This window comes from Shewanella sp. GXUN23E (genome assembly GCF_050865035.1).
Taxonomy (GTDB): domain Bacteria; phylum Pseudomonadota; class Gammaproteobacteria; order Enterobacterales; family Shewanellaceae; genus Shewanella.
Map to the genome: position 1 here is coordinate 50,828 of NZ_JBOZWP010000019.1, position 23,165 is coordinate 73,992.

19 protein-coding genes are annotated in these 23,165 nt (G+C 55.1%); 6 read left to right on the forward strand and 13 right to left on the reverse strand.

Annotated elements, in window-relative coordinates:
* Positions 1 to 10: 10 nt before the first annotated feature.
* Positions 11 to 691, reverse strand: a complete 681-nt coding sequence (locus tag ACRRUX_RS15455) for a TIGR00153 family protein (RefSeq protein ID WP_432531926.1) — start codon at positions 689 to 691, stop codon at positions 11 to 13.
* A gap of 232 nt (positions 692 to 923) precedes the next feature.
* Here ACRRUX_RS15455 and ACRRUX_RS15460 point away from each other — a divergent pair, with 232 nt between their 5' ends.
* Together ACRRUX_RS15460 and ACRRUX_RS15465 are read left to right on the forward strand one after the other, a co-directional pair.
* Positions 924 to 2,402 carry an inorganic triphosphatase gene (locus ACRRUX_RS15460; RefSeq protein WP_432531928.1) on the forward strand — a complete coding sequence of 493 codons (1,479 nt, stop codon included), beginning with the start codon at positions 924 to 926 and terminating at the stop codon, positions 2,400 to 2,402.
* A gap of 341 nt (positions 2,403 to 2,743) precedes the next feature.
* Complete coding sequence (locus ACRRUX_RS15465) at positions 2,744 to 7,210, forward strand: Ig-like domain-containing protein (RefSeq protein WP_432531930.1); 4,467 nt, start codon at positions 2,744 to 2,746, stop codon at positions 7,208 to 7,210.
* A gap of 63 nt (positions 7,211 to 7,273) precedes the next feature.
* Here ACRRUX_RS15465 and ACRRUX_RS15470 read toward each other — a convergent pair whose 3' ends face one another.
* From ACRRUX_RS15470 to ACRRUX_RS15505, 8 genes are all read right to left on the reverse strand, one after another.
* Positions 7,274 to 8,074 carry a potassium channel family protein gene (locus tag ACRRUX_RS15470; protein ID WP_432531932.1) on the reverse strand — a complete coding sequence of 267 codons (801 nt, stop codon included), beginning with the start codon at positions 8,072 to 8,074 and terminating at the stop codon, positions 7,274 to 7,276.
* A gap of 74 nt (positions 8,075 to 8,148) precedes the next feature.
* Positions 8,149 to 8,478 carry a hypothetical protein gene (locus tag ACRRUX_RS15475; protein WP_432531934.1) on the reverse strand — a complete coding sequence of 110 codons (330 nt, stop codon included), beginning with the start codon at positions 8,476 to 8,478 and terminating at the stop codon, positions 8,149 to 8,151.
* Positions 8,475 to 9,131: a hypothetical protein gene (locus ACRRUX_RS15480; RefSeq protein ID WP_432531936.1), complete on the reverse strand. Its 657-nt coding sequence runs from the start codon at positions 9,129 to 9,131 to the stop codon at positions 8,475 to 8,477. Before ACRRUX_RS15480 ends, ACRRUX_RS15475 begins: the two co-directional genes overlap by 4 nt.
* A 68-nt stretch (positions 9,132 to 9,199) precedes the next feature.
* Positions 9,200 to 9,889 carry a PspA/IM30 family protein gene (locus ACRRUX_RS15485; RefSeq protein WP_432531938.1) on the reverse strand — a complete coding sequence of 230 codons (690 nt, stop codon included), beginning with the start codon at positions 9,887 to 9,889 and terminating at the stop codon, positions 9,200 to 9,202.
* Positions 9,890 to 9,901: 12 nt separating this feature from the next.
* On the reverse strand, positions 9,902 to 10,315 hold the full coding sequence (locus ACRRUX_RS15490; RefSeq protein ID WP_432531940.1) for a YjfI family protein: 414 nt from the start codon (positions 10,313 to 10,315) through the stop codon (positions 9,902 to 9,904).
* An 83-nt stretch (positions 10,316 to 10,398) separates the two neighbouring features.
* Positions 10,399 to 12,108, reverse strand: a complete 1,710-nt coding sequence (locus ACRRUX_RS15495) for a polyamine aminopropyltransferase (RefSeq protein WP_432531942.1) — start codon at positions 12,106 to 12,108, stop codon at positions 10,399 to 10,401.
* 13 nt (positions 12,109 to 12,121) lie between these two features.
* A complete protein-coding gene (locus ACRRUX_RS15500; protein WP_432531944.1) occupies positions 12,122 to 13,021 on the reverse strand; it encodes a DUF350 domain-containing protein in 900 nt (299 codons plus the stop codon).
* Between the two features lie 14 nt (positions 13,022 to 13,035).
* Positions 13,036 to 14,001, reverse strand: a complete 966-nt coding sequence (locus ACRRUX_RS15505; RefSeq protein ID WP_432531946.1) for a hypothetical protein — start codon at positions 13,999 to 14,001, stop codon at positions 13,036 to 13,038.
* 265 nt (positions 14,002 to 14,266) lie between these two features.
* On the opposite strand from ACRRUX_RS15505, the gene glnE reads away from it, so the two are divergent.
* Complete coding sequence (glnE, locus tag ACRRUX_RS15510; protein WP_432531948.1) at positions 14,267 to 17,155, forward strand: bifunctional [glutamate--ammonia ligase]-adenylyl-L-tyrosine phosphorylase/[glutamate--ammonia-ligase] adenylyltransferase; 2,889 nt, start codon at positions 14,267 to 14,269, stop codon at positions 17,153 to 17,155.
* Positions 17,156 to 17,290: 135 nt separating this feature from the next.
* Here the strand turns inward: glnE and ACRRUX_RS15515 are convergent, their stop codons facing one another.
* Positions 17,291 to 18,259 carry a sodium-dependent bicarbonate transport family permease gene (locus tag ACRRUX_RS15515; RefSeq protein WP_432531950.1) on the reverse strand — a complete coding sequence of 323 codons (969 nt, stop codon included), beginning with the start codon at positions 18,257 to 18,259 and terminating at the stop codon, positions 17,291 to 17,293.
* A gap of 141 nt (positions 18,260 to 18,400) precedes the next feature.
* Between ACRRUX_RS15515 and ACRRUX_RS15520 the strand changes: the two genes are divergently transcribed.
* From ACRRUX_RS15520 to ACRRUX_RS15530, 3 genes are all read left to right on the forward strand, one after another.
* Positions 18,401 to 19,357, forward strand: coding sequence for a LysR family transcriptional regulator (locus tag ACRRUX_RS15520; RefSeq protein ID WP_432531952.1), 957 nt, complete (start codon positions 18,401 to 18,403; stop codon positions 19,355 to 19,357).
* 37 nt (positions 19,358 to 19,394) lie between these two features.
* Entirely contained in the window at positions 19,395 to 19,658 is a 264-nt protein-coding gene (locus tag ACRRUX_RS15525; protein WP_432531954.1) for a DUF3081 family protein, read from the forward strand.
* A gap of 89 nt (positions 19,659 to 19,747) precedes the next feature.
* On the forward strand, positions 19,748 to 20,578 hold the full coding sequence (locus ACRRUX_RS15530) for a M14 family metallopeptidase (protein ID WP_432531956.1): 831 nt from the start codon (positions 19,748 to 19,750) through the stop codon (positions 20,576 to 20,578).
* A 117-nt stretch (positions 20,579 to 20,695) separates the two neighbouring features.
* Here the strand turns inward: ACRRUX_RS15530 and ACRRUX_RS15535 are convergent, their stop codons facing one another.
* From ACRRUX_RS15535 to ACRRUX_RS15545, 3 genes are all read right to left on the reverse strand, one after another.
* On the reverse strand, positions 20,696 to 21,280 hold the full coding sequence (locus ACRRUX_RS15535; RefSeq protein ID WP_432531958.1) for a hydrolase: 585 nt from the start codon (positions 21,278 to 21,280) through the stop codon (positions 20,696 to 20,698).
* Positions 21,281 to 21,427: 147 nt separating this feature from the next.
* Complete coding sequence (locus tag ACRRUX_RS15540) at positions 21,428 to 21,994, reverse strand: hypothetical protein (protein WP_432531959.1); 567 nt, start codon at positions 21,992 to 21,994, stop codon at positions 21,428 to 21,430.
* Positions 21,995 to 22,225: 231 nt separating this feature from the next.
* Entirely contained in the window at positions 22,226 to 23,137 is a 912-nt protein-coding gene (locus ACRRUX_RS15545; protein ID WP_432531961.1) for a L,D-transpeptidase family protein, read from the reverse strand.
* Between the last annotated feature and the right edge of the window lie 28 nt (positions 23,138 to 23,165).

Below are 23,165 nucleotides of genomic sequence, written 5' to 3' on the forward strand. Positions count from 1 at the left end.
AAATTTGTTATCAGACGCGAGCCAGCATCAGCTCCAGGCGGGAACCTACGCGCTCGGCCAAATCGGCCAGGTCACCTACCCATTCGAAAATTTTGTAGAGGAACATTACATCGACAGGGTTCAGTTCAGCTTCCATGGCAAACAGCTGACGACGTACCTGAATTTGAAGATCATCAGTATCTTCCTCGATGGCATCGAGTTGACTGATCATCTTTTCCACCAGTTCTACTTCACGACCACGGAAACCTGTTTCCAACAGATCTTCCATTTCATTGATGGCCTGTTTCGCCAACTCAACCGCGTCAACACAACGGGTCAGGTAAGCGATAAAAGGAGCCTGGATGGCTTGTGGGATAAGAAGTTCACGACCGATTACCCGGCCTGAGATGTCTTTTGCTTTATTGGCGATTTTATCCTGTTGAGTCACCAGTTCCAGCAAATCAGTCCGTTCTACCGGCATAAACAGCCCACCGGGCAGGTTTAAACGGATTTCACGCTTCAGTGCGTCGGCTTCACGTTCCAGTTGACTGATTTGTTTTCTCTGTGCGACAGCGCTATCCCAGTCACCTGCGATAGTTGCTTCGAAAAATGGGACAAGTATTGATGCGCAATCGTATACTTTGTCGATGTGCTCTTGCAGAGGCTTGATTGGCGATTTTGCAAACACGCCCAAAATAGAGTTTACTGGCATAGCCGTGTACCTATTTAGGTTATTCCCTTGGTGGAAAATGCGGGCGAATGTTACCCCATGCGTCCGCGTAATGAAACTGTGTTTTTTTGTACCCATGCACAGTTTTTATACTAACGAGTTATAAATTAACTCTGGGTGCGAATCCTAGAGACCTTTTATGACAGCAATATGACATTATGAATAACTAATGACATTTTGATGAACTTTTGATTACTAAGTAACCCGTCTATTCATGGCCGCAGAAATCGAACTCAAGCTCTTCTTTAACCCTGCCGATCGTCAGCTGCTGACTGAAAAACTCAACAGTCTGGAACATGCAGAGGCATTGCCGACCAAACAGCTCACCAACCGCTATTTTGACACTCCAGACCTGCAGCTTCGCCGCTGGGACATGGGGCTCAGAGTGAGAGGGGAAGGCGAACGGCGCGAACAAACTATCAAAACTGCAGGACAGGTTGTCGGCGGTATCCATTCGCGACCAGAGTACAACATAGACATAGACGGCGATAGTCCGCTCCTGAAATTATTCCCGGCGGATATCTGGCCGGAGAATGCTGATTTGGACGCGGTTCAACAGCAGCTGATTTGTTTTTTTGATACCGATTTTAATCGTCAGCTTTGGCATGTTTATGTGGGCAACAGCATGGTTGAGATTGCACTGGATACCGGCTGGATATCGGCAGGTGAGCAGCGCGAAGCCATTTGTGAACTGGAATTTGAACTGCTGGCTGGTGAGGTATCTGCGCTGCTGGAGCTGGCGCATACGGTTGCTCAGTGGCTGCCGGTGAGATTGGGCAAGGCCAGCAAAGCGCAACGGGGCTATCGTCTGGCATCCGGTGCCCGGCCATTGACGCTGGATGCGCTGTCATATGTTGCGTTGGAAGGACATCATGATATTCACAGTGCTTTGCAAACCTTGCTCGAGACCTGCATAGAGCGATGGCAACTGCTCGAGCAGGCGATCGCTCAGTCCGCCGAGGTACCATTGCAATGTGCACAGTACTGGCAGCGTCTGCGCAGTATTATTCGGTTGCTCAAGATGACATTGCGACATGTTGAACTTGGTGATGAAACTTATGATGCCTGCTTCCATGCCATAGAATCCCGCATCGGATTTGTCGATGATGCCCTGAGTCTTGCCGTGGTGATTGAAGAGCAATTACTCGCCAGACATGAATTGGCTGAACAGTTTGAGTCGATGGCCGCAGCACGTCTGGCACAGTGTGATTTGGGTGGGAAATTGCAGGCGCTGCAACAGCTGCCGCAATATGGCCAGTTGCAGCTGGCGGTCGTGCAATTATTGCTGGATTTGAGTAAAGGTCTGGTCATTTTACCTGCCCGGCAATTAAAACAAATGGCAGACAGCATGCAGGAAGCATCGTGGCAGCAGATTCTGATGTTGATGCCACCGGATAACGCATTGTCTGAAAGCGAGTTTTTGGCCGCCGCGAAAACCCTGGATGATGCCATTCTGGTCGGGTTTGCCTATGGTGAGTTGTATCCCGTGGCCTCCCGTGACAGTTTCAGGGCACCCTGGCGCGACCTGGCCCATGGGATCCGTGCACTAGCGGGTTATGCTGTGCTGGATGACATGAGTCAGGCGACTGATGCACAGCTGCATGACTGGCTTTGCAATAAACGCCAGAGCCTGATTCTGGCGCTGGATTTTTCCCGAAAGTCGGCTCAGGCCATGACACCCTATTGGCGATAAAATTTGCGCGGGCAAAGGCTGATTGGCGATGGATATTTCATTATGCTCGCCAATCATCTCAACCCCGGGGCTTTTATGTCTTTGCTCTGATTGCCTGAAGGTTGCTTGCTGCGAGCGGTAACAGATGAGCGCTGATACGGTGCTGACCATTCTCTCATTCAGGTAGAGCCTGACTGGCAATGCCTGCCATTCCAATATCTCCCCCCGTATGCCCACTGGCGAACTGAAGTTGATGCACTAGAGTTTAATTATCCCCCTCAGCCAGTTAGTTGCGAGCGGGGCGGCAATGGCATGCCATCAATCCGGTTCTCAACAGGGAGGTTCCGTTTGAGGGATACACTATGCTGCGAAGGCTGAGCTGGTTTTTTCTGATGGTAGTGCTTCAGTTTGGCTGCAGTGATGAGTCCGAAATCAGCCAGCACGCTGTGCAACTGGCATTGGCCCCGGTCGTTGAGCGCAATGACAATAATCCTCCCCGTATCGAACTGCTGGTTATCCGTATGCAGCAAGGTCAACAGCAAACGATTGATCTTACTCATCAGGTCACTGCTGACGTCCCCTGGACCATCAATCAAATAACCCATGTTTCCGGCAACATAACTGCAACGTTAAACAACACCTCGCAAATTGATATTACGGCCCTGTCGGCCGGTTTTGGCGAAATCATTTATCTGCTGGAAAGTGGCGGGGAATATTATCCGGGGTATTTGGCAGTGCTGATTTCGGCAGCGCAAAATACCCCTCCAGAAGCCGCAGATATTCGTGTGACATCCGATGGTACGATGCCGCTGACACTCGACCTCGGCGCCTATATCACCGATGCCGAGCAGGATGAAATTCAAATCGACAGTCTGTTACAAACCGCCAATCGCTTTACCCTGAATGGCACTACTGTTCAATACACCCCGGCGGGCTTTGTGGGTATTGACGTTGCCACATACATAGCCAGCGATGGTAAGGGTGGCTGGGCGGCGGGATTGATTGAAGTGACTGTGACTGACGCCAGTCCCGCTCCCGTGACCCTGTCCACCGAGCCATTAATCCGGGAGATGCTGGTGGGCCAAAGCCTGGCGTTGGATATCAGTCCGGCGGTGAGCGCGTCAGCACCCTGGATGCTGGAGAGTGTCAGCGCCTCCAACAATCTGGTTGATGTCAGTATCTCGGGCAGCAATCTGATATTAAGCGCGCAGGCTCAGGGGCTCACTGAGGTGCGCTATCAGGTTACGGCTTTCCAGGAAGGCAATACGGCTGTCAGTGCAGAAGGCTTACTGGTGGTGGCAGTCAGTGTGCCGGACAACCAGGCGCCCTATGCCAATGATGTGCAGCTGCAAACCGCTCATGACAGCAATTTAAGTATCTCACTCGATGCTTATATTGGGGATGATGATGGCGATGTCGTTGCTATCGACAGCCTGCTGCAAACCGCTAGTCGCTTTACCTTGATTGGCACCAGTGTTCAATACAGCCCGGCTGGGTTTGTGGGTGTCGACAGCGCTACTTATATCGTCAGCGATGGTAAAGGTGGCTGGGCGGCGGGGCTGATTGAAGTGACTGTGACTGACGCCAGCCCTGCTCCCGTGACGCTATTCACCGAGCCGTTAATCAGGGAGATGTTGGTGGGACAGAACCTGACTTTAGATATCAGTCCAGCGGTGAGCGCCTCCGCACCCTGGAAACTCGATAGCGTCAGCGCTTCCAACAATCTGGTGGATGTCAGTCTCTCGGGCAGCAATTTGATATTAAATGCACAGGCTGCCGGCGTTGCTGAGATTAGCTATCAAGTCAGTGCTGCAGGTGAGCAGCAATCAGGACTGCTGGTGGTGGCGGTTAGTGATACTGATAATCAGCAGCCCTTTGCCAACAATATCAGTGCCTCTACCGACAGTGACAGCGCGATTCAACTGTCGCTGGCAACCGCCTATGGTGATCTGGACGGTGATACCGTCAGTGTCACCGGGCTGCTTCAGGGCGCAGATCGTTTCAGTTTGAGCGGCGATACCCTCAGTTATACACCTTCAGGTTTTATTGGGGTGGATACTGTGACCTATCTGGTGGTTGACGGTCGCGGTGGGTTGGCTGCTGGTTTGGTCGTGGTCAATGTCGCGGATGCTTCGCCACCTGTCAGTAATGCCGCACCGACAGCGGCGAATTACAGTTTTGCCACTGACAGTGCGACCACCGTCTTACTCGATTTTGCCGCACTGTCTTTGGTTGCTGATACCGACGGCGACTCACTGGCCTTGACTGTGTATGGGGGGGATGGTCGGGTGAGTGTCAGTGGCTTGCAGCTGACCTATGATCCCAACGGTTATGTCGGCGCAGATGAGTTTACTTATCAGGTCAGCGACGGCAAAGGCGGCAGTGCATTGGGGCATGTTTCCGTCACTGTATCAGATGCGGTGCCTGCCAATCAGGTTCCGGTGGCGGCATCGACCAGTCTGAGCCTGACGCTGGCGCAGATTAACGCAAGTGCCCAACGTATTATCGATCTCAGTGCATTGGTCTCCGACGCCGATGGCGACACGCTTACTGTCACGCAGGTGTATGCGGCGCTGGGCAGTGTTGTTATCTCCGGGGCACTGGAGCTGACCTATACCGCCTCTGCCTCCGTGGCGGCGGACAACTTTTCTTATGTTGTCAGCGATGGCAAGGGTGGGTATGCCCAGGCCAGTATTTCGGTCAGTATCAGCAATCAGGCCCCCACATCTCAGGCCATTTCTCTGGCGATTGACCCCTATGGCGGTGGCAATCTGACCATCGATTTGGCGGCGTACACTGCCGATGCTGATGGCGATACGCTGAGCCTGGCTGATTTGGGGAGTGCCACATCTCCGGCCCAGATCAGTAGTAATGGGCTGGTGCTGACCTATGCCCCCAATGGTTTTGTTGGCACAGAGGTCATTCAGTATGCGGTGACCGATGGGCTGGCAGTCAGCAGCAATACCCTGAAAATTACCTCCAGCTCTCAGGCGGTGCTGACAGCCAATAACTTGAGTGCCGGCCCCTATGCCATGGACGCTGGCGCACAAACCATTGATCTATCGACTTATGTATCCAACAGCAGTGGCCGCAGTATGTCGATTGCCAGTGTATACGGTGCGACACTGGGCAGTGTTACTGTGCAATCCGGGACTCTGAATCTTACTTATACTCCCAATGACATCAGCTACGGCACAGATATCTTTTACTATCAGGTTGAGGATGGTGAAGGTAACACGGCTACCGCGCAGATCACAGTGACTGTCGGTGCTCCTGCTGCGCCTGCGATCACCAGTCTCACACTGGATTATGCCGGTGCCCTTCAGGCCCGTCTGGTGTGCGATAACTGCAGTCATCCATCTCTCACACGCTATCAGTTCGATGTGGATGGATTGCCGGTTTCCGGCATTGGCGACAGTTATGCACTGGTGAATGATGATAAGGACAAGCCGCTGGCGGTGACGGCAACCGTAATGAATAAATACTGTAATGCCGATGGCTCCGGGGTCAATGGCAGCAATGCCTGCCGCCAGTCAAGGGCAAGAAGTGTCATTCAGGCTGTGTATGTTAAGCAGGTTTATCCGTCGAAATACGCCTTTACGGCACTGAAATCCGATGGCAGTGCCATCGCCTGGGGCGATGCCAACTATGGCGGCGACAGCAGTGCAGTGCAAAGTCAGTTGGTTGATATTGTTGAAATCACCCAATCGGAACGGGCCTTTGCCGCACTGAAATCAGATGGCACAGTCGTGGCATGGGGCAGTTCATTGTATGGCGGGGATGCCAGCAGCGTGCAGTCCGACTTGGTGGATGTGGTAAAGGTGTATGCCAATCAGGCTGCCTTTGCGGCGGTGAAAGCAGACGGTTCTGTGGTCACCTGGGGATGGATTGGCAGAGGCGGCAACAGCAGTGCGGTACAGGCACAATTGACCAATGTCAGTCAGATATTTTCAACAGATAGGGCGTTTGCAGCCTTAAAGGCCGACGGCACAGTAGTGACCTGGGGAGAAACCGGCTATGGCGCCGATTCCACTGCTGTGTCTGCATCCCTGGTGAATGTCAAAACCATCTCCGCCACACTGTTTGCGTTCGCTGCTCTGAAACATGATGGCACTGTGGTTGCCTGGGGGGATAGCAGCTATGGCGGTGACAGCAGCGCAGTGCAGGCCAGTTTAACCAATGTCAGTTTTATTCATCCCAATTGGCGGGCTTTTGCTGCAGTGAAACATGACGGTACTGTAGTCACCTGGGGCTGGCATGCCTACGGAGGTGACAGCAGTGCGGTGCAAGCGCTGTTGACCGGGGTCACCTCTGTGTCCAACACGACTCACACATTCGCTGCGCGCAAATCCGATGGCAGCGTAGTCACCTGGGGAGCGGCCACCATAGGGGGAGACAGCAGTGCGGTGCAGTCGCAGTTGACCGGCGTGGAGCAAATATTTGCATCAACCTTTGCCTATGCAGCCCTTAAATCGGATGGTTCATTGGTGACCTGGGGGCAAACTCTCTATGGCGGTGACAGCAGTGCCGTACAATCTGAGTTAGTGAATGTTACCTATGTGGAAGGGGCAGAACTTGCTATGGCAGCGATTGTAGGAGATGGAGACATAGTGACCTGGGGTTATGGGCCAATGGGGGGAGACTCATCAGCGGTACAAAGCGAGTTCAATAAAGTGACGCAGCTGTGGAACAACATGTTCTGCTTTGTCGCCCGCAACACAGATGGCACCCTGATCACCTGGGGTAATGCCTCCCAGGGCGGCGACAGCAGTGCCGTGCAGGGTGACTTCAATTATTACACAACACTCTTCACCGATTTGGATTACTGAGCCGCTTGAAATGAGGCCACTTATATCGGTATTGCAGTAAGTAGCCGTGCTGACGGGCAGGGCTCAGCGCCCGTCTTTGAGTTTACTCAGCTCAGCTTTCACTTCGTCAAGCTCCGTCAGAATGCGGGCCTGGTTCTGCTCCATGCGTTTAAGCACGTTTTCCACTTCCTGGCGCATCTCTTTTTTCTGTTCATCCGCATTCTCCTGCTGCTCAGGAGCGACAAATACCGACGCCATATAACCTGAGATGACCCCGAAGAAGCTGACGCCACAGACGATAACCAGGGTGCCGACCACATGTCCGGCGGTGGTCACCGGGTAGAAGTCGCCGTAGCCCACGGTCGAGATGGTCACCAGCGTCCACCAGATGGCATCCTGGGCAGTCTGGATATTCGCGCCTTCCACGCCACCTTCCACAATCAGAATGAGCATAGATGACAATGACAGAATCAATACCAGCGCCAGCAACAGGCTAGCCAGGGTGGTTTGCTTGCGCTGGCGCAACAATGGGATGATCAGTGAACGGGTGACCCGGATTAAGCGGATTACCCGCAGGATCTGGAACAACCGCATGACCCGCAGCGCTTCGATGGCCGGGATACTGGCGACAAAGTCAATCCAGTGATGTTTGATGTAGAACCACTTGTCTCTGGCTTTGAACAAGCCAATGAAGAAGTTAGTCAGAAAGATGATACAGATGCTGGTGTCGATAAACAGCAGAAGCTCTCGGGTTTGGGTATTGAGCCTGGCGAATGCCAGAACGATCACCAATATGACTGACACCAGCGACAATACCATCATCGCCAAATCTATTGGGGTGGGCATCTCAAATGGCCTGACCCTCAACTCCTTTTGCTCACTCATCTGCGTTCACTTTGCTGATTTCCCGGAGTCGCTCAGCATAATCGGCTGCCCCCTCCAATATCAATCACCTGTGTTCAATCTTCTGCAGCAAACTGGATCAATTCATCCAGTACCCGACGTTTGATTTCCAGTTGCGCTTCCGGCGGCAGATTGTACTTTTCGGCCAGCGCAGCATAGTCGGCATCACTCAGTGACACTGTCAGTCGCGGGCGCTTGGGGCGGGTGGATACAGTTAAACCGAGAATGGTGCGGATTTGGTCCGACGGGCTGACACCAGCATCCAGTGCGGCTTTGCGGATGGCGTACTGAAACTGTTCATCCAGATCAAAGGCGACCTGAGTGGCTTTGGCGGCTTTTTGGTTGGCCTGCCAGCTCTCGGGTAATGAATGGGGTGTTTTACTCATAACGATTGGGATGCTCCGGGCCAGAAGTCTCTGATATCGGTCAGGGGGCGATACAGGGTCAGCATGACATCTGTTTCACCGCTTTCATACACCTCAATTTCGACTGAGCGTTGTTCGTCCGCACTGTCGAGGCAATAGCTTTCAAAGGCGTCTCCCTGTGCCGCGGGTGGCGACATCAGGCGATAATCATTGAGGTGGAAGTAGCCAAAGGTGGCAAAAGAGACCTGATGGTACTCATCCGCCAGCCACTGGGCAAGCTCGGGAAAGTGACTGCGTGCGTCGCCCTGCAATTTCAGGGTGACATTACCGGGCTGTTCAAATATCTGCGCAAACTCGTCCAAATTGAACAGTTGCTCAACCTCAGCGCGGGTCAGCTTAATGCTGAATGCCAGTAACTCTTCATCGTCCTGCTCCAGCATCATAAACACAGGTTGATTGTCCCGGCCCTTGAGCAGCCATTCTGCATGGCGACTGCGCTCATACTCATAGCAGCTGACCCGCTCAACCTTGAGTTGCTGCCCCCTGAGCTGTGGCGGCAGGGCAAAGCTGTCATCCAAAGTAAGCATATCGCCGGCATTGAGTTTGGCGGGATGATCCAGCACCCGGACGGGCGGCTTGGGCTTATTGCCGAAAATTTTGTCCAGAAATCCCATTGTCCTGCTCCTTTACTGAAAACGAAAAAGGCCGGCAGAGCACTGCCGGCAGGTCGGGACTGACATCATTACTGCTTTTTGGCCTTGATGCGGTCAAGCACTGAATTGGCCGTGGTTTTCTGCTCGCCAATGCCGGCGGCAGCGAGTTTTTCCTGCAGCGACTTGTCACTGCCTTCGGCATCCAGTGCCTCGGCGGCTTTCAGCCTGTCATCAAACTGCTGCTGACGGGCCTTGATACGCTCCAGCGAATCCTTGGCGTTGAGCAACTTGGAGTTGCTACTGGTGAAGGAGTCGGTGATGGTGGCGGTGGCTTTCTGCACGCTTTCCGTGGTTTTCACCATGCTCAGCTGGCGCTTGTAGTCGGCCAACTGGCGCTCGGTCTTTTTCACCAGATCTTTCAGGCGTACCGCATGTGCGGCAAAGCTGTCGTTGGCGCTTTGCTGTTCGCTCAGCTCCTGCTCCAGTCCGGCGATTTTCTCTGCCACTTCCAGTGCCAGCGCTTCATTGCCCTGATCCAGCGCCTGCGAGGCGTAGCCTTCATGCTCAGCCACCGCACGCTTGAGGCGATCCACTTCACGGGCCGCCTGCATCTCTTTGGCCATCACATCGGTCAAATCCCGCTTGGCCTGAGTCAGGTGCTTTTCGGCATCGCGGATCTCCTGCTCGAAAATCCGGGTCGAATTGGCGTCCACTATGCTTTGGCCCACTTCAGTGGCACCACCGCGAAACGCCGTCAGTATCTTGTTTAAAATGCCCATAATCCCGGCTCCTTATTTCAGGTAGTCGGCCATCTCATCGATGACCTCCAAACAGTTGTCGGACAAAAGTGATAATTCATGCTCAATTTCAGTCATGCTGGACTGGGTAGAGAGCGCACCGTACACCACATATTTGTTGTCGATTTTGGCAAACGCGGACAGCGGCATGGGAATGTTCAACTCCAGCATGGTTTCAAACATCTCCATGCGCTTTTCCTGCCGGACTTCCTCTTCGCCCCACAGGTAGCTGATACACAGCACCTGATTATCAGTAACTGAGACGAACACCGGGATCTCTTCGCGGCCTTCGATATTGACCTGCAATACGTCCACATCGCCGGAGATAGGAAAACAGTCAAACTTCAACCCAGTGCTGGAGTTGTCTCCCAGTTTTCCCAAATGGTCTGCAATGCTGTGAATATTCATTGGTTGTCCTCATTGACATAATATGTCTGGGTTAAAGATTAACTGCTGGACATAATATGTCAAGCGGTCTGCTGCAAAATTGTTCAAAAAAGATTGCTGCCCTGCGCCTGCCCCCAGGCTTCCCTGTGATACAGATACAGCTGATTGCTGCCCAGGGTATTGACCCTGATGTCTTCGCTCTGGCGATAAAAGCTAGCCGGGAATTCAAAGGCGCCGCGGATAAGCCCAGGGGTCAGCCAGTCTTCATCAATGGCCATCGTTGCCAGTGGCGTCAGTCGCTGCCTTGGCCCCTGTCCTGCCAGAGTGCCCATGGTCCAGCCCCACTCGCCGAAACTGGGCACATTGTGGTGGTACTGATCCACCATAAAGCCCGCTGCCTTGAGGGTTTTGCCTATGCTGATAAAGGCTTTGCGGGCATGGTAAGGGGAGGTTGACTGAATGCCGATGGCACCATCGGCGCTGAGCAAATTCGCCAGCTTGCGATAGAAATAGTCTGAATACAGTTTGTTGAGATCCGGATGGCTGGGGTCCGGCAGATCCACGATAATGGCGTCAAATTTATCGCCGCGCATCAGCAGGGTATCAACGCCGTTAAAGGCGTCATCGGTGATCAGTTCAAGTCTGGGGTCGTTGAGGGCATCTTCATTCAGCGATGTCAGGCGCTGGCGCAGCGCCACCGGCATGGCCTCGTTCTGACCGCGGAAAATCCGCACCATCTCCTCATCCAGATCCATCAGGGTGACCGAATCCGGCTGCCAGTGCAGCACATCCCTGAGCGCCAGCCCATCTCCCCCGCCGATAATCAGTACCTTGCTTTGACGTGCCGAGGCGGACAGTACCGGGTGCACCAGAAAGCTGTGGTAGATATGCTCATCGTCACTGGAAAACTGCAGCCGGCCATTGATATACAGGGCATTTACCGGTTTAAGGTGATTGCCCCGCAAGCGTTCGGTAAAGGTCAGTTGCTGAAAACGGGTAGGCTGGTGGAACACCACTTTGTCGCGATACAGCAGATTGTTGAAACCCTGCTCCCAACTGGGGCCATACAGCGCCAGGGTGAACAAAATGGCGCATGCCGCGATATGGCCAGCCAGCAACAGCCGCACATGGCGGATTTGCCCCCAAAAGCGGAACATAAACAGAAACCCGGCCAGCAGATTAAAGCTGGCGGTAAGCGCTGCGGCCAGTTGAATATCCAGAGTCAGCATGGCCAGCACCCATATCGCCGCACCCGCACCGGCGCCGATATAGTCGGCACCATAGATGGTGCCGGCGTTATGGATAAGATGGGCTTCACTGAGGGACTGGCGCACCCGGGCGATCAGCGGGATCTCCATGCCTATCATGATGCCCAGCAGTACGCCCCAGAAGTAGGGCAGGTAACGGCTGAGCTGCTGAAAAGTGGCAATCATACCGCCGTCGGGCATCAGATCCGGCGGCAGATTAAATGTGTCGGCAATGGTTTGTGGCAACACATGACCAAAGCCGATAACCGCAGCGGTGACAAGGATCGCCAGCGAGCCGCACAGGGCAACGGCCAGCTCCAGCACGGCAAAGCCGGTAAAGGCGCAGCGGATTTTGCGGGCCGCAAATGCGCCCACACCCATGGAGACGATCATCAGACCGATCATGGTGTAGATGGCCGCTTCCAGCGCCCCCAGAATGCGTCCGGCGTAGTGGGACAGCAGATACTCATAGATCAGGCCGCAACCTGCCAGCACCGCCATGATGCCCAGCAGCAGCGCATCATCCAGCCAGCGGACACCTGAGGACTGGCGCAAACTTGTTTCCATGCCAGCTTCGTCCTCAGGCCATCAGCGCGGCAAGCAGCAGGGCGACCGCAATGCTGATAGCCATCTCCACTGCAGCGACCCCGATATTGTGTTGCTGCTCCACCTCAGTGACCATGTCGATTTTCGCCAGCACCAGGCGTTTAACCAGGGCCAGCAGCAGGCTCAGTACCACCAGCATGATCACCGAGAAAACCAGCCAGCCCAGAATGTTGCCGACATAGGCGGTGGGCAGATAGATCATAAAGTGGCTGGCGGCGTTAAAGGTGATACCCAGTGCCACCAGATAGCCGGCGTGGCGAATGGCCAGCGCGGTGTAGCCTTTCTCCAGCGCCAGTTGCAGCGGCATTTGCTGATTGCGTCTGGCGTAGCGGTATTCCCGCCAGCGGGTCAGCAAAATCAGCATCAGCTGGGAGACAATAAAGGCGCTGAAGATGGCGATAAAGGTGTTGACCGTTAGGTCCTCCGCCCAGATCAGCGCGGCGCGAATGATGGTGGCGGTGGCGATGGCCGCACCGGCGTCCACTATGGCTACGGCCACATTGCCCTTGAGGATCTGTTCGGTTTTGTTGAGGTTGTGCAGCGCCAGTTTGTCATGCAGGAAGCGGCCAAGTTTGATCAGCAGCAAACCAAACAGTCCATAGGCGCTCATGCCGATGGCCTCCCACAGATAGGAGCTGGCCGCTTCCCCTTTAATGGCGCCGGTCAGCACTATGCCCAGCGCCAATACCGCGCCGGCGGTACTGATGCCGAAGGCGAAGTTGTCCCGCTGCGCCAGTTCGGCGGTGGAGTTGACTTTGGCACTCCAGCCCTGCAGATAGCGCATGGCCGTCAGCAGCAGGATAGCGATGGTCAAATCGATGGCCAGTATGATGGCCAGCTCAGTGGAGATCCCGATTTCCTGTAAAAAAGTCATCTTGCATGTCCTTGTTATTTGCCGCGGCTGACGCTGCGGGTCGTGCGGCTGGAAGCGTTTCTGTGGCTGCTGCTCTTGGCATAGTTGGAGCGGAATTTACTCTGGCTGGCGCTGGATGCACTGGCTGCCTTGGCCGGAGAAGGTGCCTGAGCGCTCTGGCGTGACAAACCGCTGGCGCCACTGCGGGTCTTGGCGTAGGGGCTGGAGAAGGTCTTGCCCTGATTGTCAAAGCGCTTTTTCTGCTGCTGGAACACCGATTCCTGGGTGCGGATTTGCTTGGGCGAGGAGTAGCGGTAGCGACCTATGTCGTTGTAATAGCTGTAGCCCCGTCGACCGGACCAGTCGCGGTAATAGACTCTGCGGTCGAACAGATCAGAAAACAGCGAGTACATGCCATACCAGGCCCAGAATGACATGCCGTTTGAGTCAGTGCGCCACTCACCATAGGCCGGGTTGCCGACCAGCTGACTGCCCGCGCCGAAATTGTCGGTGTTGTTGGCCAGCGCTTCCGCCTCCCGGCTGACAGAATTGACCCGCGCCAGAGTGCCTTTGGACATATCGGCCAGCACATTGATGGGATCGGACAGCATATCGTTGAACAGCGCCGGATCTGTCGCCTGATACAGATTCTCCAGCTCCGCCAGCTGCTCCTCCTGATTGGGGAAGTTGCTCAGCTTCAGGCTGTCCTGATAGCGTCTTTGCAGTGACAGATACAGAGGCCCCGAAGTACCTGCATCTTTGGCGATTTCTTCGGCCAGCATGGCGTAATGGGGCTGCTCCTGGCCCAGCAGGTTGGCGTACTGTTTGAGCAAGGTGGCATTGCGTACCTGACCATCTCTGAGTGCATCGCCCAGAGTGACCAGTCGCTGATCCACTAATTGCTGATAATTCTCTATCTGTTTGTCCATGCCGTTGCCGCAGGCGGTCAGCAGCATCAACAAACCCAGACTCAACAGGGTCCGACTCAAGAAGCCTGCCATGGTTTCTCCCTTATCCATCCGTTCCAACTGGCACACTCTGGCGTGCGCTGCGATGGGTGTTCAGCGGTAACCCGCTGTTGCCGTTAGTGTAAACACGCAGAGTTTCCGTTTTGTTTCCACTATGGTGTATCTTCTGCTGAGCGTGCAGGCTGACCGGGCATTCACTCCCGATTGCAGCGACCGACGCAGTATCCGATTAAACAGTGACCAGCTATATCATCATAGACATAATATGTCGATGGCTAATTTGTGTTCAGGAAGGGTTATGACAGGCGAGAGTAATGGGCTGGCGGCCTTGCCGGCCGGGCTTCAGCAGGAAGCGCAGCGGTATCTGCAGATTTTGGAGCAAACTCAGTCGCCCGACTGGCTGGCACTGGCAGAGCAGGATAGACAGCGGGTCATTCAGGTGCTGGGGCTGAGCGACTACATTGCCACTCAACTGTGTCGTCATCCCGACTGGGTCACCACTGTGGTGGCGCCGCGCCGGCAGGATGAGCCGCAGCAGTATGCTCAGCAGCTTGCGCAGTTGCTGGATACTGCCGCGGATGACGAGCAGGCCAGAAAATGCCTGCGGGATTTTCGCAACCGCCATCTTATCACCCTGGCTTACCGGGATTTTCTCAATCTCAGCCCGCTGGCGACTTCGCTTGGTGATATTTCGGCGCTGGCCGAAGCACTGATCATCGGTGCCCGCGACTGGGCATATGACAAGCTGTGCAGGCAATACGGCACGCCCTGCGATGCCCTGGGTAATCCGCAGTCACTGCTTATTCTGGGGATGGGCAAGCTCGGCGGCGGCGAGCTGAACTTTTCCTCTGATATCGATTTGATCTTCGTGTTTCCTGAGCATGGTGAAACCCGCCATCTGGACGGCACGCCAAGCCGACGTGCGTTGGACAATCAGCAATTTTTCACCCGCATGGGGCAGAAGCTGGTCAACCTGCTGGATCAGGTGACCATGGATGGCTTCGTGTTCCGGGTCGATATGCGCCTGCGCCCCTATGGTGACAGTGGCCCGCTGGTGGTCAGCAGCCATGCCTTTGAGGATTACTATCAGGAGCAGGGGCGCGACTGGGAGCGCTATGCCATGGTCAAGGCGCGGGTGCTGGGGCCGCAAACCCCGGACGCGCAAGCGCTGCAGCAGATGCTGCGACCCTTTGTGTACCGCCGTTACATCGATTTTTCCGCCATCGAATCGCTGCGTAAAATGAAGCAGTTGATCAGCCGCGAAGTCCGCCGTCGCCAGCTGAGCAACAACATTAAACTGGGTGCCGGCGGCATTCGCGAAGTGGAATTCGTGGTGCAAAGCTTCCAGCTTATTCGCGGTGGTCGTGAGCCCAGTCTGCGCACCCAGAGTATTTATCTGGCCATGCAAAACCTCAAACTGCTTGGGCAACTGGATGCCAGAGCCCTGACAGAGCTGCGTCAGGGGTATGACTTCCTGCGGCGGGTGGAAAACCTGTTGCAGGCCATTGATGACAAACAGACTCAAACCCTGCCGGACAACGACCGTGACTGGCTGCGTTTGTGCACCGTGCTGGGCGAGGCTGACGGGCAGGCGCTCAAGGCCAGAATTGATGCCGTGATGGACAATATTCACAGTCACTTCCGCTCCGCCGTGGGTGGAGATGAAGGCGATCAGGAACGGGAGCACTGGACGGCAGCCCTGTGGCAGGAGCGCCAGCCGGATGAGGCCTGTCAGCTGCTCAGGCAAAACGGTATTGATGATGAAAAACTCTGGCCTGTGCTCAGCCAGTGGCGGGAGCAAACTTCCCGCCGCGCTATCGGTCCCCGCGGCCGGGATACCCTGGACAGGTTGATGCCCAAACTGCTGGAAGATCTGTTTGCCAACAGTGAACCCTGCGATGCCTTCGCCCCGGTTTCCCGGGTGCTGGATCAGATCCTCACCCGCACCACCTATCTTGAACTCCTGTGTGAAAACCCAGGGGCCCGCCAGCAGTTGATCAGCCTGTGCTGTATCAGTCCCTGGATTGCCGAGCAGCTCGCACGCTTCCCCATGCTGCTGGATGAGCTGATCGATCCGGTGCAGCTGTATGACACCACCTCGCTGGATGATTATCCGGCAGAGCTCAGGCAGGCGCTGCTGCGGGTGAGCGATGATGATATGGAGCAGCAGATGGAAGCATTGCGGCAGTTCAAACTGTCGCAGCAGCTGAAAATCGCCGCCGCCGATGTCACCGGCATTTTGCCAGTGATGCAGGTCAGCGATCATCTGACCTATCTGGCGCAGGCCATTATCGAGCAGGTGGTCAATCAGGCCTGGCATCAAATTGCCGCCAGACACGGTATTCCTTCGCATCTGCAACCGGGGAACTCCGGCTTTGCCGTGGTGGGTTATGGCAAGCTGGGTGGCATAGAGCTGGGTTATGGCTCGGATCTGGATCTGGTGTTTTTGCACAATGCCCCGCCGGGTGTGCAGACCAATGGTGATCGCCAGATTGATGCCAGTCATTTCTATGTAAAATTGGCGCAGCGGATTTTGCACCTGTTCTCCACCCGCACGGTTTCCGGTGAGTTGTACGAGGTGGATATGCGCCTGCGTCCTGACGGGGCTTCCGGGATGCTGGTCAGTGAAATTGAAAACTTTGGCGAGTATCAGGCCAAAGAAGCCTGGACCTGGGAGCATCAGGCGCTGGTGCGCTCGCGTTTGGTGTTTGGCGGACAAGCGCTGGCGCAGCGCTTCAAGGAGATACGTCACTCAGTGCTGTCCCAGGCCAGAGATCCGCTGGAGCTGGCCAAAGCGGTGCGGGAGATGCGCAGTAAAATGCGTGATCACCTGCTCAAAGTTGTGGATGACAACTTCGACCTGAAACAGAGTCCGGGCGGTATCGCCGATATTGAGTTTATCGCCCAGTATCTGGTGCTGGCCAACAGTCATCAGTGTCCTGAGCTGACCACCTGGTCAGACAATGTGCGGATTTTTGAAGATCTGGCGGAGCTGGAGATTCTTGATGCCCGGGACGCCGAAACCTTAACCCGGGTGTATTGCCTGCTGCGGGATGAAAATCACCGTCTGACATTGCAGGGATTACCCGGCGAATTGCCTCGCCAACAGGTGGAAGAGCAGGCAGAGAAGGTGCTGGATATCTATCGGCAGGTGCTGGGAGAGCAATCGTTGACGCCACAGAGCTGATACAGCTGACGTTAATGATCATTCCGTCACACTGATTCCGTTACACAGATTCCGTCACAGAGATTGGCCCACTCCCAATCTCTGTCAGCATCTTTTGCTCATCCCGATTAATCAGCCCCAGCCAATCTGTTTTTTTCAGGCCTGCATCATGTCTATTAACTGCGCATACAGCGGCAGACCAATCAATACGTTAATCGGGAAGGTGATGCCCAGTGAGGCGAGCATCGCCAGACCGATATTGGCATCCGGAATCGCGGCGCGGATCGCTGCCGGCGCGGCAATGTAGGAGGCGCTGGCGGCAAGACCTGCCAGTACCAGAATGCTGCCTTTGGGCAGACCCAGCGCCAGCCCCAGCAAGATGCCGCCCCAGGCCAGCACAAACGGGATGACAGCCGCAAACAGCATCAGCCGCCATTGGCGCAGTGGCAGCGGTCGGCACACTCTGGCGGTACACAAACCCATCTCCAGCAGGAACAGCGCCAGCAGCGTCTTAAAGCCGCCAATCAGTACCGGCGCCAGACTGGCCAATCCTGACTCACCATAGGCCCAGCCGATGGCCACGCCGCCGGTCAGCAGTATCACGCCGCGGCTGGTCAGGGCTTCGTGTAGAATGTTGCCGCTGCTGACTTTGATGGTACCAGTGGCCGCTTGCGTCAGCGGCTTGCGGGCATTGAGGAAGCGATACAGCCACAGCATCACGATAATCGCGGGCAGTTCCAGCAATACCAGATACAGGGTGGTTTCCGGCTTGAGTGGCCAGTCGAGATGTTCTGCCAGTGCAATCACTACCGCAAAGGTACCGGCGCTGACACTGCCGTAATGCGCGGCGATGCTGACGGCATTTTCGCGGTTGAGTTTGATTAACCGGCGCAGCAGAGGGTACAGCGCCAGCGGAATGATTAACCCCAGTGCGGCAATCAGCACCAGTTCGCCGATGATCAGTGAATCTCCCTGACCATGCAGCGCCATACCGCCTTTGAGGCCCAAAGTCAGCATCAACAGGATCGACAGGGTTTCGTAAATTGATTCCGGTACTCTGAGATCGGATTTTACCAATCCGGCAAGCAGGCCCAGTGCGAAAAAAGCTATCACTATGTCTGGCATGGCAGTTTCCTGTAACTGTCTGATTCTGAGTAGATGTTACCGCTGCGAAGTTTGACAGTGTTGAGGAATATTTGAAAATAAATTGTTTTTCAAATGTGCATAGATGATTATCTATGGATTGAGACTAAAGCTTACGGAAATATGAACTTACGGCATCTGAGTTTTCGATTGTTGCAGGTCTATCAGGAGGTTGTCAGGCAGGGAAGCATTACTGCCGCTGCCCGTGAGTTGCACCTGACCCAGCCGACAGTCTCCATGCAGCTGAAAAAACTCTCTGAACTGGTGGGTGAGCCCTTGCTGGAAGCCCGCGATGGTCAGTTAAAACCCACAGATATAGGTCGTGAGTTGTATCAGGCCTGCGCCGATGTGTTTACCCGCTTTGATGATTTCAATACCTTGCTGGCAGAGAGCCAGGATGGTCGGGTGGGACACATCAATATCGGACTGGTCACCACCGCCAAATATGTGATGCCGAGGATCCTCGGGGCGTTTTACCGTCAGTTTCCTCGGGTGGAGGTGACGCTCAACATAGGCAACCGCGCTCATGTGCTTAATCGTTTTGAGCAGCAGAAGGACGATTTGTACCTGTTCAGCCATCCACCCAGCGGTGAGCAGGTACGGGCAGTACGGATTATTCAAAATCCGCTGCAGTTGATTGCGCCGCCATCCCACTGGGCCGACGGACGGTCGCATCTGGATTTTGCCCAGCTTGGCAATGAGCGTTTTCTGATCCGCGAGCCCGGCAGTGCCACCCGTATGATGTTTGAGTCCTGGCTCAGTCGTCAGGGTTATGAACTCAGCCGGACCATGCAGATTGAAAGCAATGAGGCCATTCGTTTGAGCGTCGCCTCCGGACTTGGGCTGTCAGTGATTTCCGGCCATACCCTGCAGGAAGGCAAAGAGCGGCCAGTGGTGCTGGATGTGCAGGGATTTCCCCTGCAGAGTCACTGGTATCTGGTGAGCCGCCGGGACAGGCGACTGTCCTATGCTACCGACAGGCTGGTGAAGTTCATGGCCGGTAATCTGGTTAATTGTATCGAGCCGGACTGGGTGGTCACGGATTTGAGCCGGTTACTCGACTGGTCCGGGGACGTCTGATATCCCAGGCAGGCACTATTACATCAGGGAGTTCATTATGAAAAACGAGGTTGATATTCAGTGGGTGCTGCAGGTAGTCAACAAAATCCATGCCAGCGGCACTTCTCATGCGGGGGATTTTAGGCTCAATGGCCTGATCGTCAGCAGCGATGCTGATGGTTATAATGTCAGCATAGAAGATGGCCGCTGCAGCCTGCACCTGGGGTTTCAGAACACCTATGATCTGCACTATCCCGACGACTCTGCGTTGCAAAGCTTCTGGGCGAAGATGGAGCAGGTGTTGGGTAAAGGCCGGCGGTGAAGCTTCAGGCAATCGTGTTTTTACGGCTATCCAGAGCTTGGCTGGCCTTGATATGATACCGCCTAACCTCGGTACCTTTGGATGTATCCATGCGCTCCCCGTTTCAATCTTATGTGTGGCAATCCCAGGTTTTTGCCTGTGACAGCAATGATCTGGAGCATTTTCAGGGATTGCTCAGCGATGAAACTGCACGCCTGTCGATGACGGCAACCTGCCTGGGCGACACCGGGCGTTTTCCGTTGATGATGTACACCAGTCCGGCTGCCAACGCTCACCTGCCATCTGTGCTGGTGTGCGCCGGTTTTCACGGGGACGAAGCCGCTGGCCCCTGGGGCATTCTCAAGTGGCTGATGGCGCAGGATGCTTCACTGTTTGCCAATGTGAATCTCAGCCTGCTGCCCGTTGTCTGTCCCACTGCATTTCGTAAGGGGCAGAAATATAACCGTCAGGGGCTGGATGCGTTCCGTGGTCTGGTGTGGCAACAGGGACGCGCACAGGGCGATGAACAGCTGTCAGAAGAGGGCGCCATTTTACTGCGTCATGCTCAGCTGCTGGTGGCGGCCGGTCGCGATGGCATGCTGTGCTGCGGTGAAACCCCGGCCGGTGATCATGCGCTGCTCAGCAGTTTTGAACCCCGCCAGCAGCCCGGTGCATTTACCCAGACCCTGATGGATTCACTGGGGCAATTCTTCCCGTTGCAGCCGACCGCTTTGGGGCAGGCCTGCGAGCCAAATCACAGCAACAGTTTCAACTGCTTTGACGGCGGATTCACTGCATTTATGGTGCGTGGCGGCGCTCGCTTTGGCGCGACTGCGACAACCCCTTCCTCGGCCGCATTTGATGAGCGCGTCCGTGCTATCAGTGGGGTGATTACCGGTCTGATGAGTCAATACCGCCAGTCGGTACAACGGGTGGGTTAATCTCTTTGCTGCGTGACGCATTTCAGGCCTTTCAGGCAGCAAGCAGCTACTGAACGGTGAGATTCATACTACCTGGGCTGTGCAAACGCAGGCCGGGATTTGCACCCGGCCAGCAGATCAGTTCAGTGGCGTGCCGGACAGCGAGCTCAGCAGCGGCTGGCTGTAGGTCACTTTGGCGATACGCGGGAAAATATAAGTGAAGCTGCTGTTGTGCTGCTGAGTATCAGCTGCTGCGCAGAGATCTTCGGGAATGATTAGCTGATAGCCGTGCTCCCAGGCACTGCGGGCGGTGGATTCTACCCCTATGTTAGTGGAGATACCGCCCAGCACCAGCGTATCTATGCCGCGACGGCGCAGTTGCAGGTCCAGATCTGTGCCATAAAAAGCCCCCCACTGGTGTTTCACAATCTGGATATCTTCAGGTTGCACCTGCAGTTCAGCGGGAAAATGCCACCAATTCTCCGGCAATTCGGTCATCACTGAAGGCTTGTCCACCTGTTGTGCAAGCGCATCGGCAAAGTCATGACTCCAACCCACCCGAACCCAGATCACCGGCATATTGCGGCTTCTGAATCCCTGAGCAAGTTTGGCGGCTTTGTTGATGATATCTGAGGCTGAATAGGGACCGCCGACCAGCGGTAATATGCCCTGTTGCAGGTCGATTAATACCAGGGCGGTTGAAGAAGGAGAAAAGGCTGCCATGCAAAGCTCCTGTGCGTCAAAAACTTCCCAAGACGTTACTCCCCCCTGAGAATGGCCTCAAGGGGGATCGGCTTAACCTTTCTTAACTTTGGCGGATGTCGCACCGGATTGTGAGAGGGCGCACATCTGTATGGATTGCCGGGCCACTCAACCGGCGCGGATAGCGCGGTTGATTTCTGCCAATGTGGGTTCACCGGCGTAGGGTTGCCATTCGCGCTCAGGTGCCTGATCTCCGGCTACGGTTCGCAGGCGATATTCCCCCTGACGGTATTCCAGCACCCGGATGTTACCGCTTGGGGTGAGGAAATAATTGGGTGCTTTACCGACCTCGAGGAATGCCTGATCGCCGGGTCCCGGCAGCTCACGGCCCCTGGTTATAAGCCGGGCAATGCCTTTATGATCATGATCTGAGCGCACATGGGTATGGACCACAAACTGTACTTTGCTGCTGTTGAGAGCAAAGCTGCAGCTGTGGTTGGTGCAGTGGGTCGGATGCACCAGAGTGCCGTCACGCATCACGGCGCGCGCCTGTTCAATCCGGTTATTGCGCGGTAGGCTGGCCAGGATCGCCTGCGCCTGCTTGTCCATGGCGGGCGTGGCCACCACATCCTGCGCCTGACTTTGACTGAGAGATTTTGCCTGGGATCCTGAGGCAAAAGTGTTAAAGCTGGTAAAAACGATCCCTGTCACCAGTAGTAAAATGAGTGTCCGCATTTTCCGTTGGTGATTTTATCAGTAGCAAAAAGGCGCGGATTTTAGAGAGCTGAGCCCTGGCTGTCTGTGACTAAGATCAGCTTTAGCTAATGTAGTGAGATCGATTGGCTAAAGCGTGATGTGACAGGGGAGTTCCTGTCAGTGAGCACTGACGATTGGGGACAAAAAAACCGGTACGGGACCGGTTTTTCAGGTTCGCTGCCAACACCCGGTGGCAGCCTGGCGATTGGCTCAGGGGTTGATGCGGGTGGGCATGCCACTTCTGTCTTCCAGCAGGCGCTTGAGCACGAAGGAGTCGGTATCCCTGTGGGCGATAAAGCGGGTGATCGCGGGCGAAAGTTGCAGCGGCACCGGCGCGTTGGATTCAAATTCCGCCGCAGTGCGCGACAGTGGCTGGTGTACTTCCAGATAACGGGCGCCGTCAGGCTCTTGTGTGGCCTTGATGGGCTGATTGACAAACTGCACCCGGGTGCCCACTGGCACGGTTTTGAACAGCTGCTCTATGTCTTCATTGCGCAGGCGCACACACCCCTGGCTGACCCTCAGACCAATGCCAAAGTCGGCATTGGTGCCGTGAATGGCATACAGGTTACCAATGTAGATGGCAAACAGCCCCATGGGATTGTCGGGGCCAGCGGGCCAGACGTCCGGCAGGGTGACGCCCCGGGCCAGAGCTTCTTTGTGCATTCTGGCGGTCGGCGTCCAGGTCGGATTGGCGCGCTTGCGGTAGACCTTGGTGACCCAGTTTTCCGGCGTGTCTTTACCCACCTGACCGATACCTATGGGCAACACCTGCACGAAATCCTCCCCTTTGGGATAGTAGTACAGGCGCATCTCGGCGATATTCACCACTATGCCTTCACGGGGTGCATCGGGCAGGATCAGTTGATGGGGAATAATCAGACGGGTGCCGGGCTTGGGCAGGTAAGGGTCCACACCTGGGTTGGCCTCCATCATATTGGTCAGTCCCAACTGAAAGCGGGCGGCGATGGATTCCAGGCTCTCACCGTTATTCTGGACTGTGTAATATTGATTTTCACCGACCAGGCGGCTGTCTTTGGATGGCAGCAGATAATCTGTTGCCAGTGCAGGCAGAGACAACAGGGCTGTCAACACGGCAAACATCAAACGAATTGACTTCATATCGGGGTATTCATTCCTGATTAAGCAT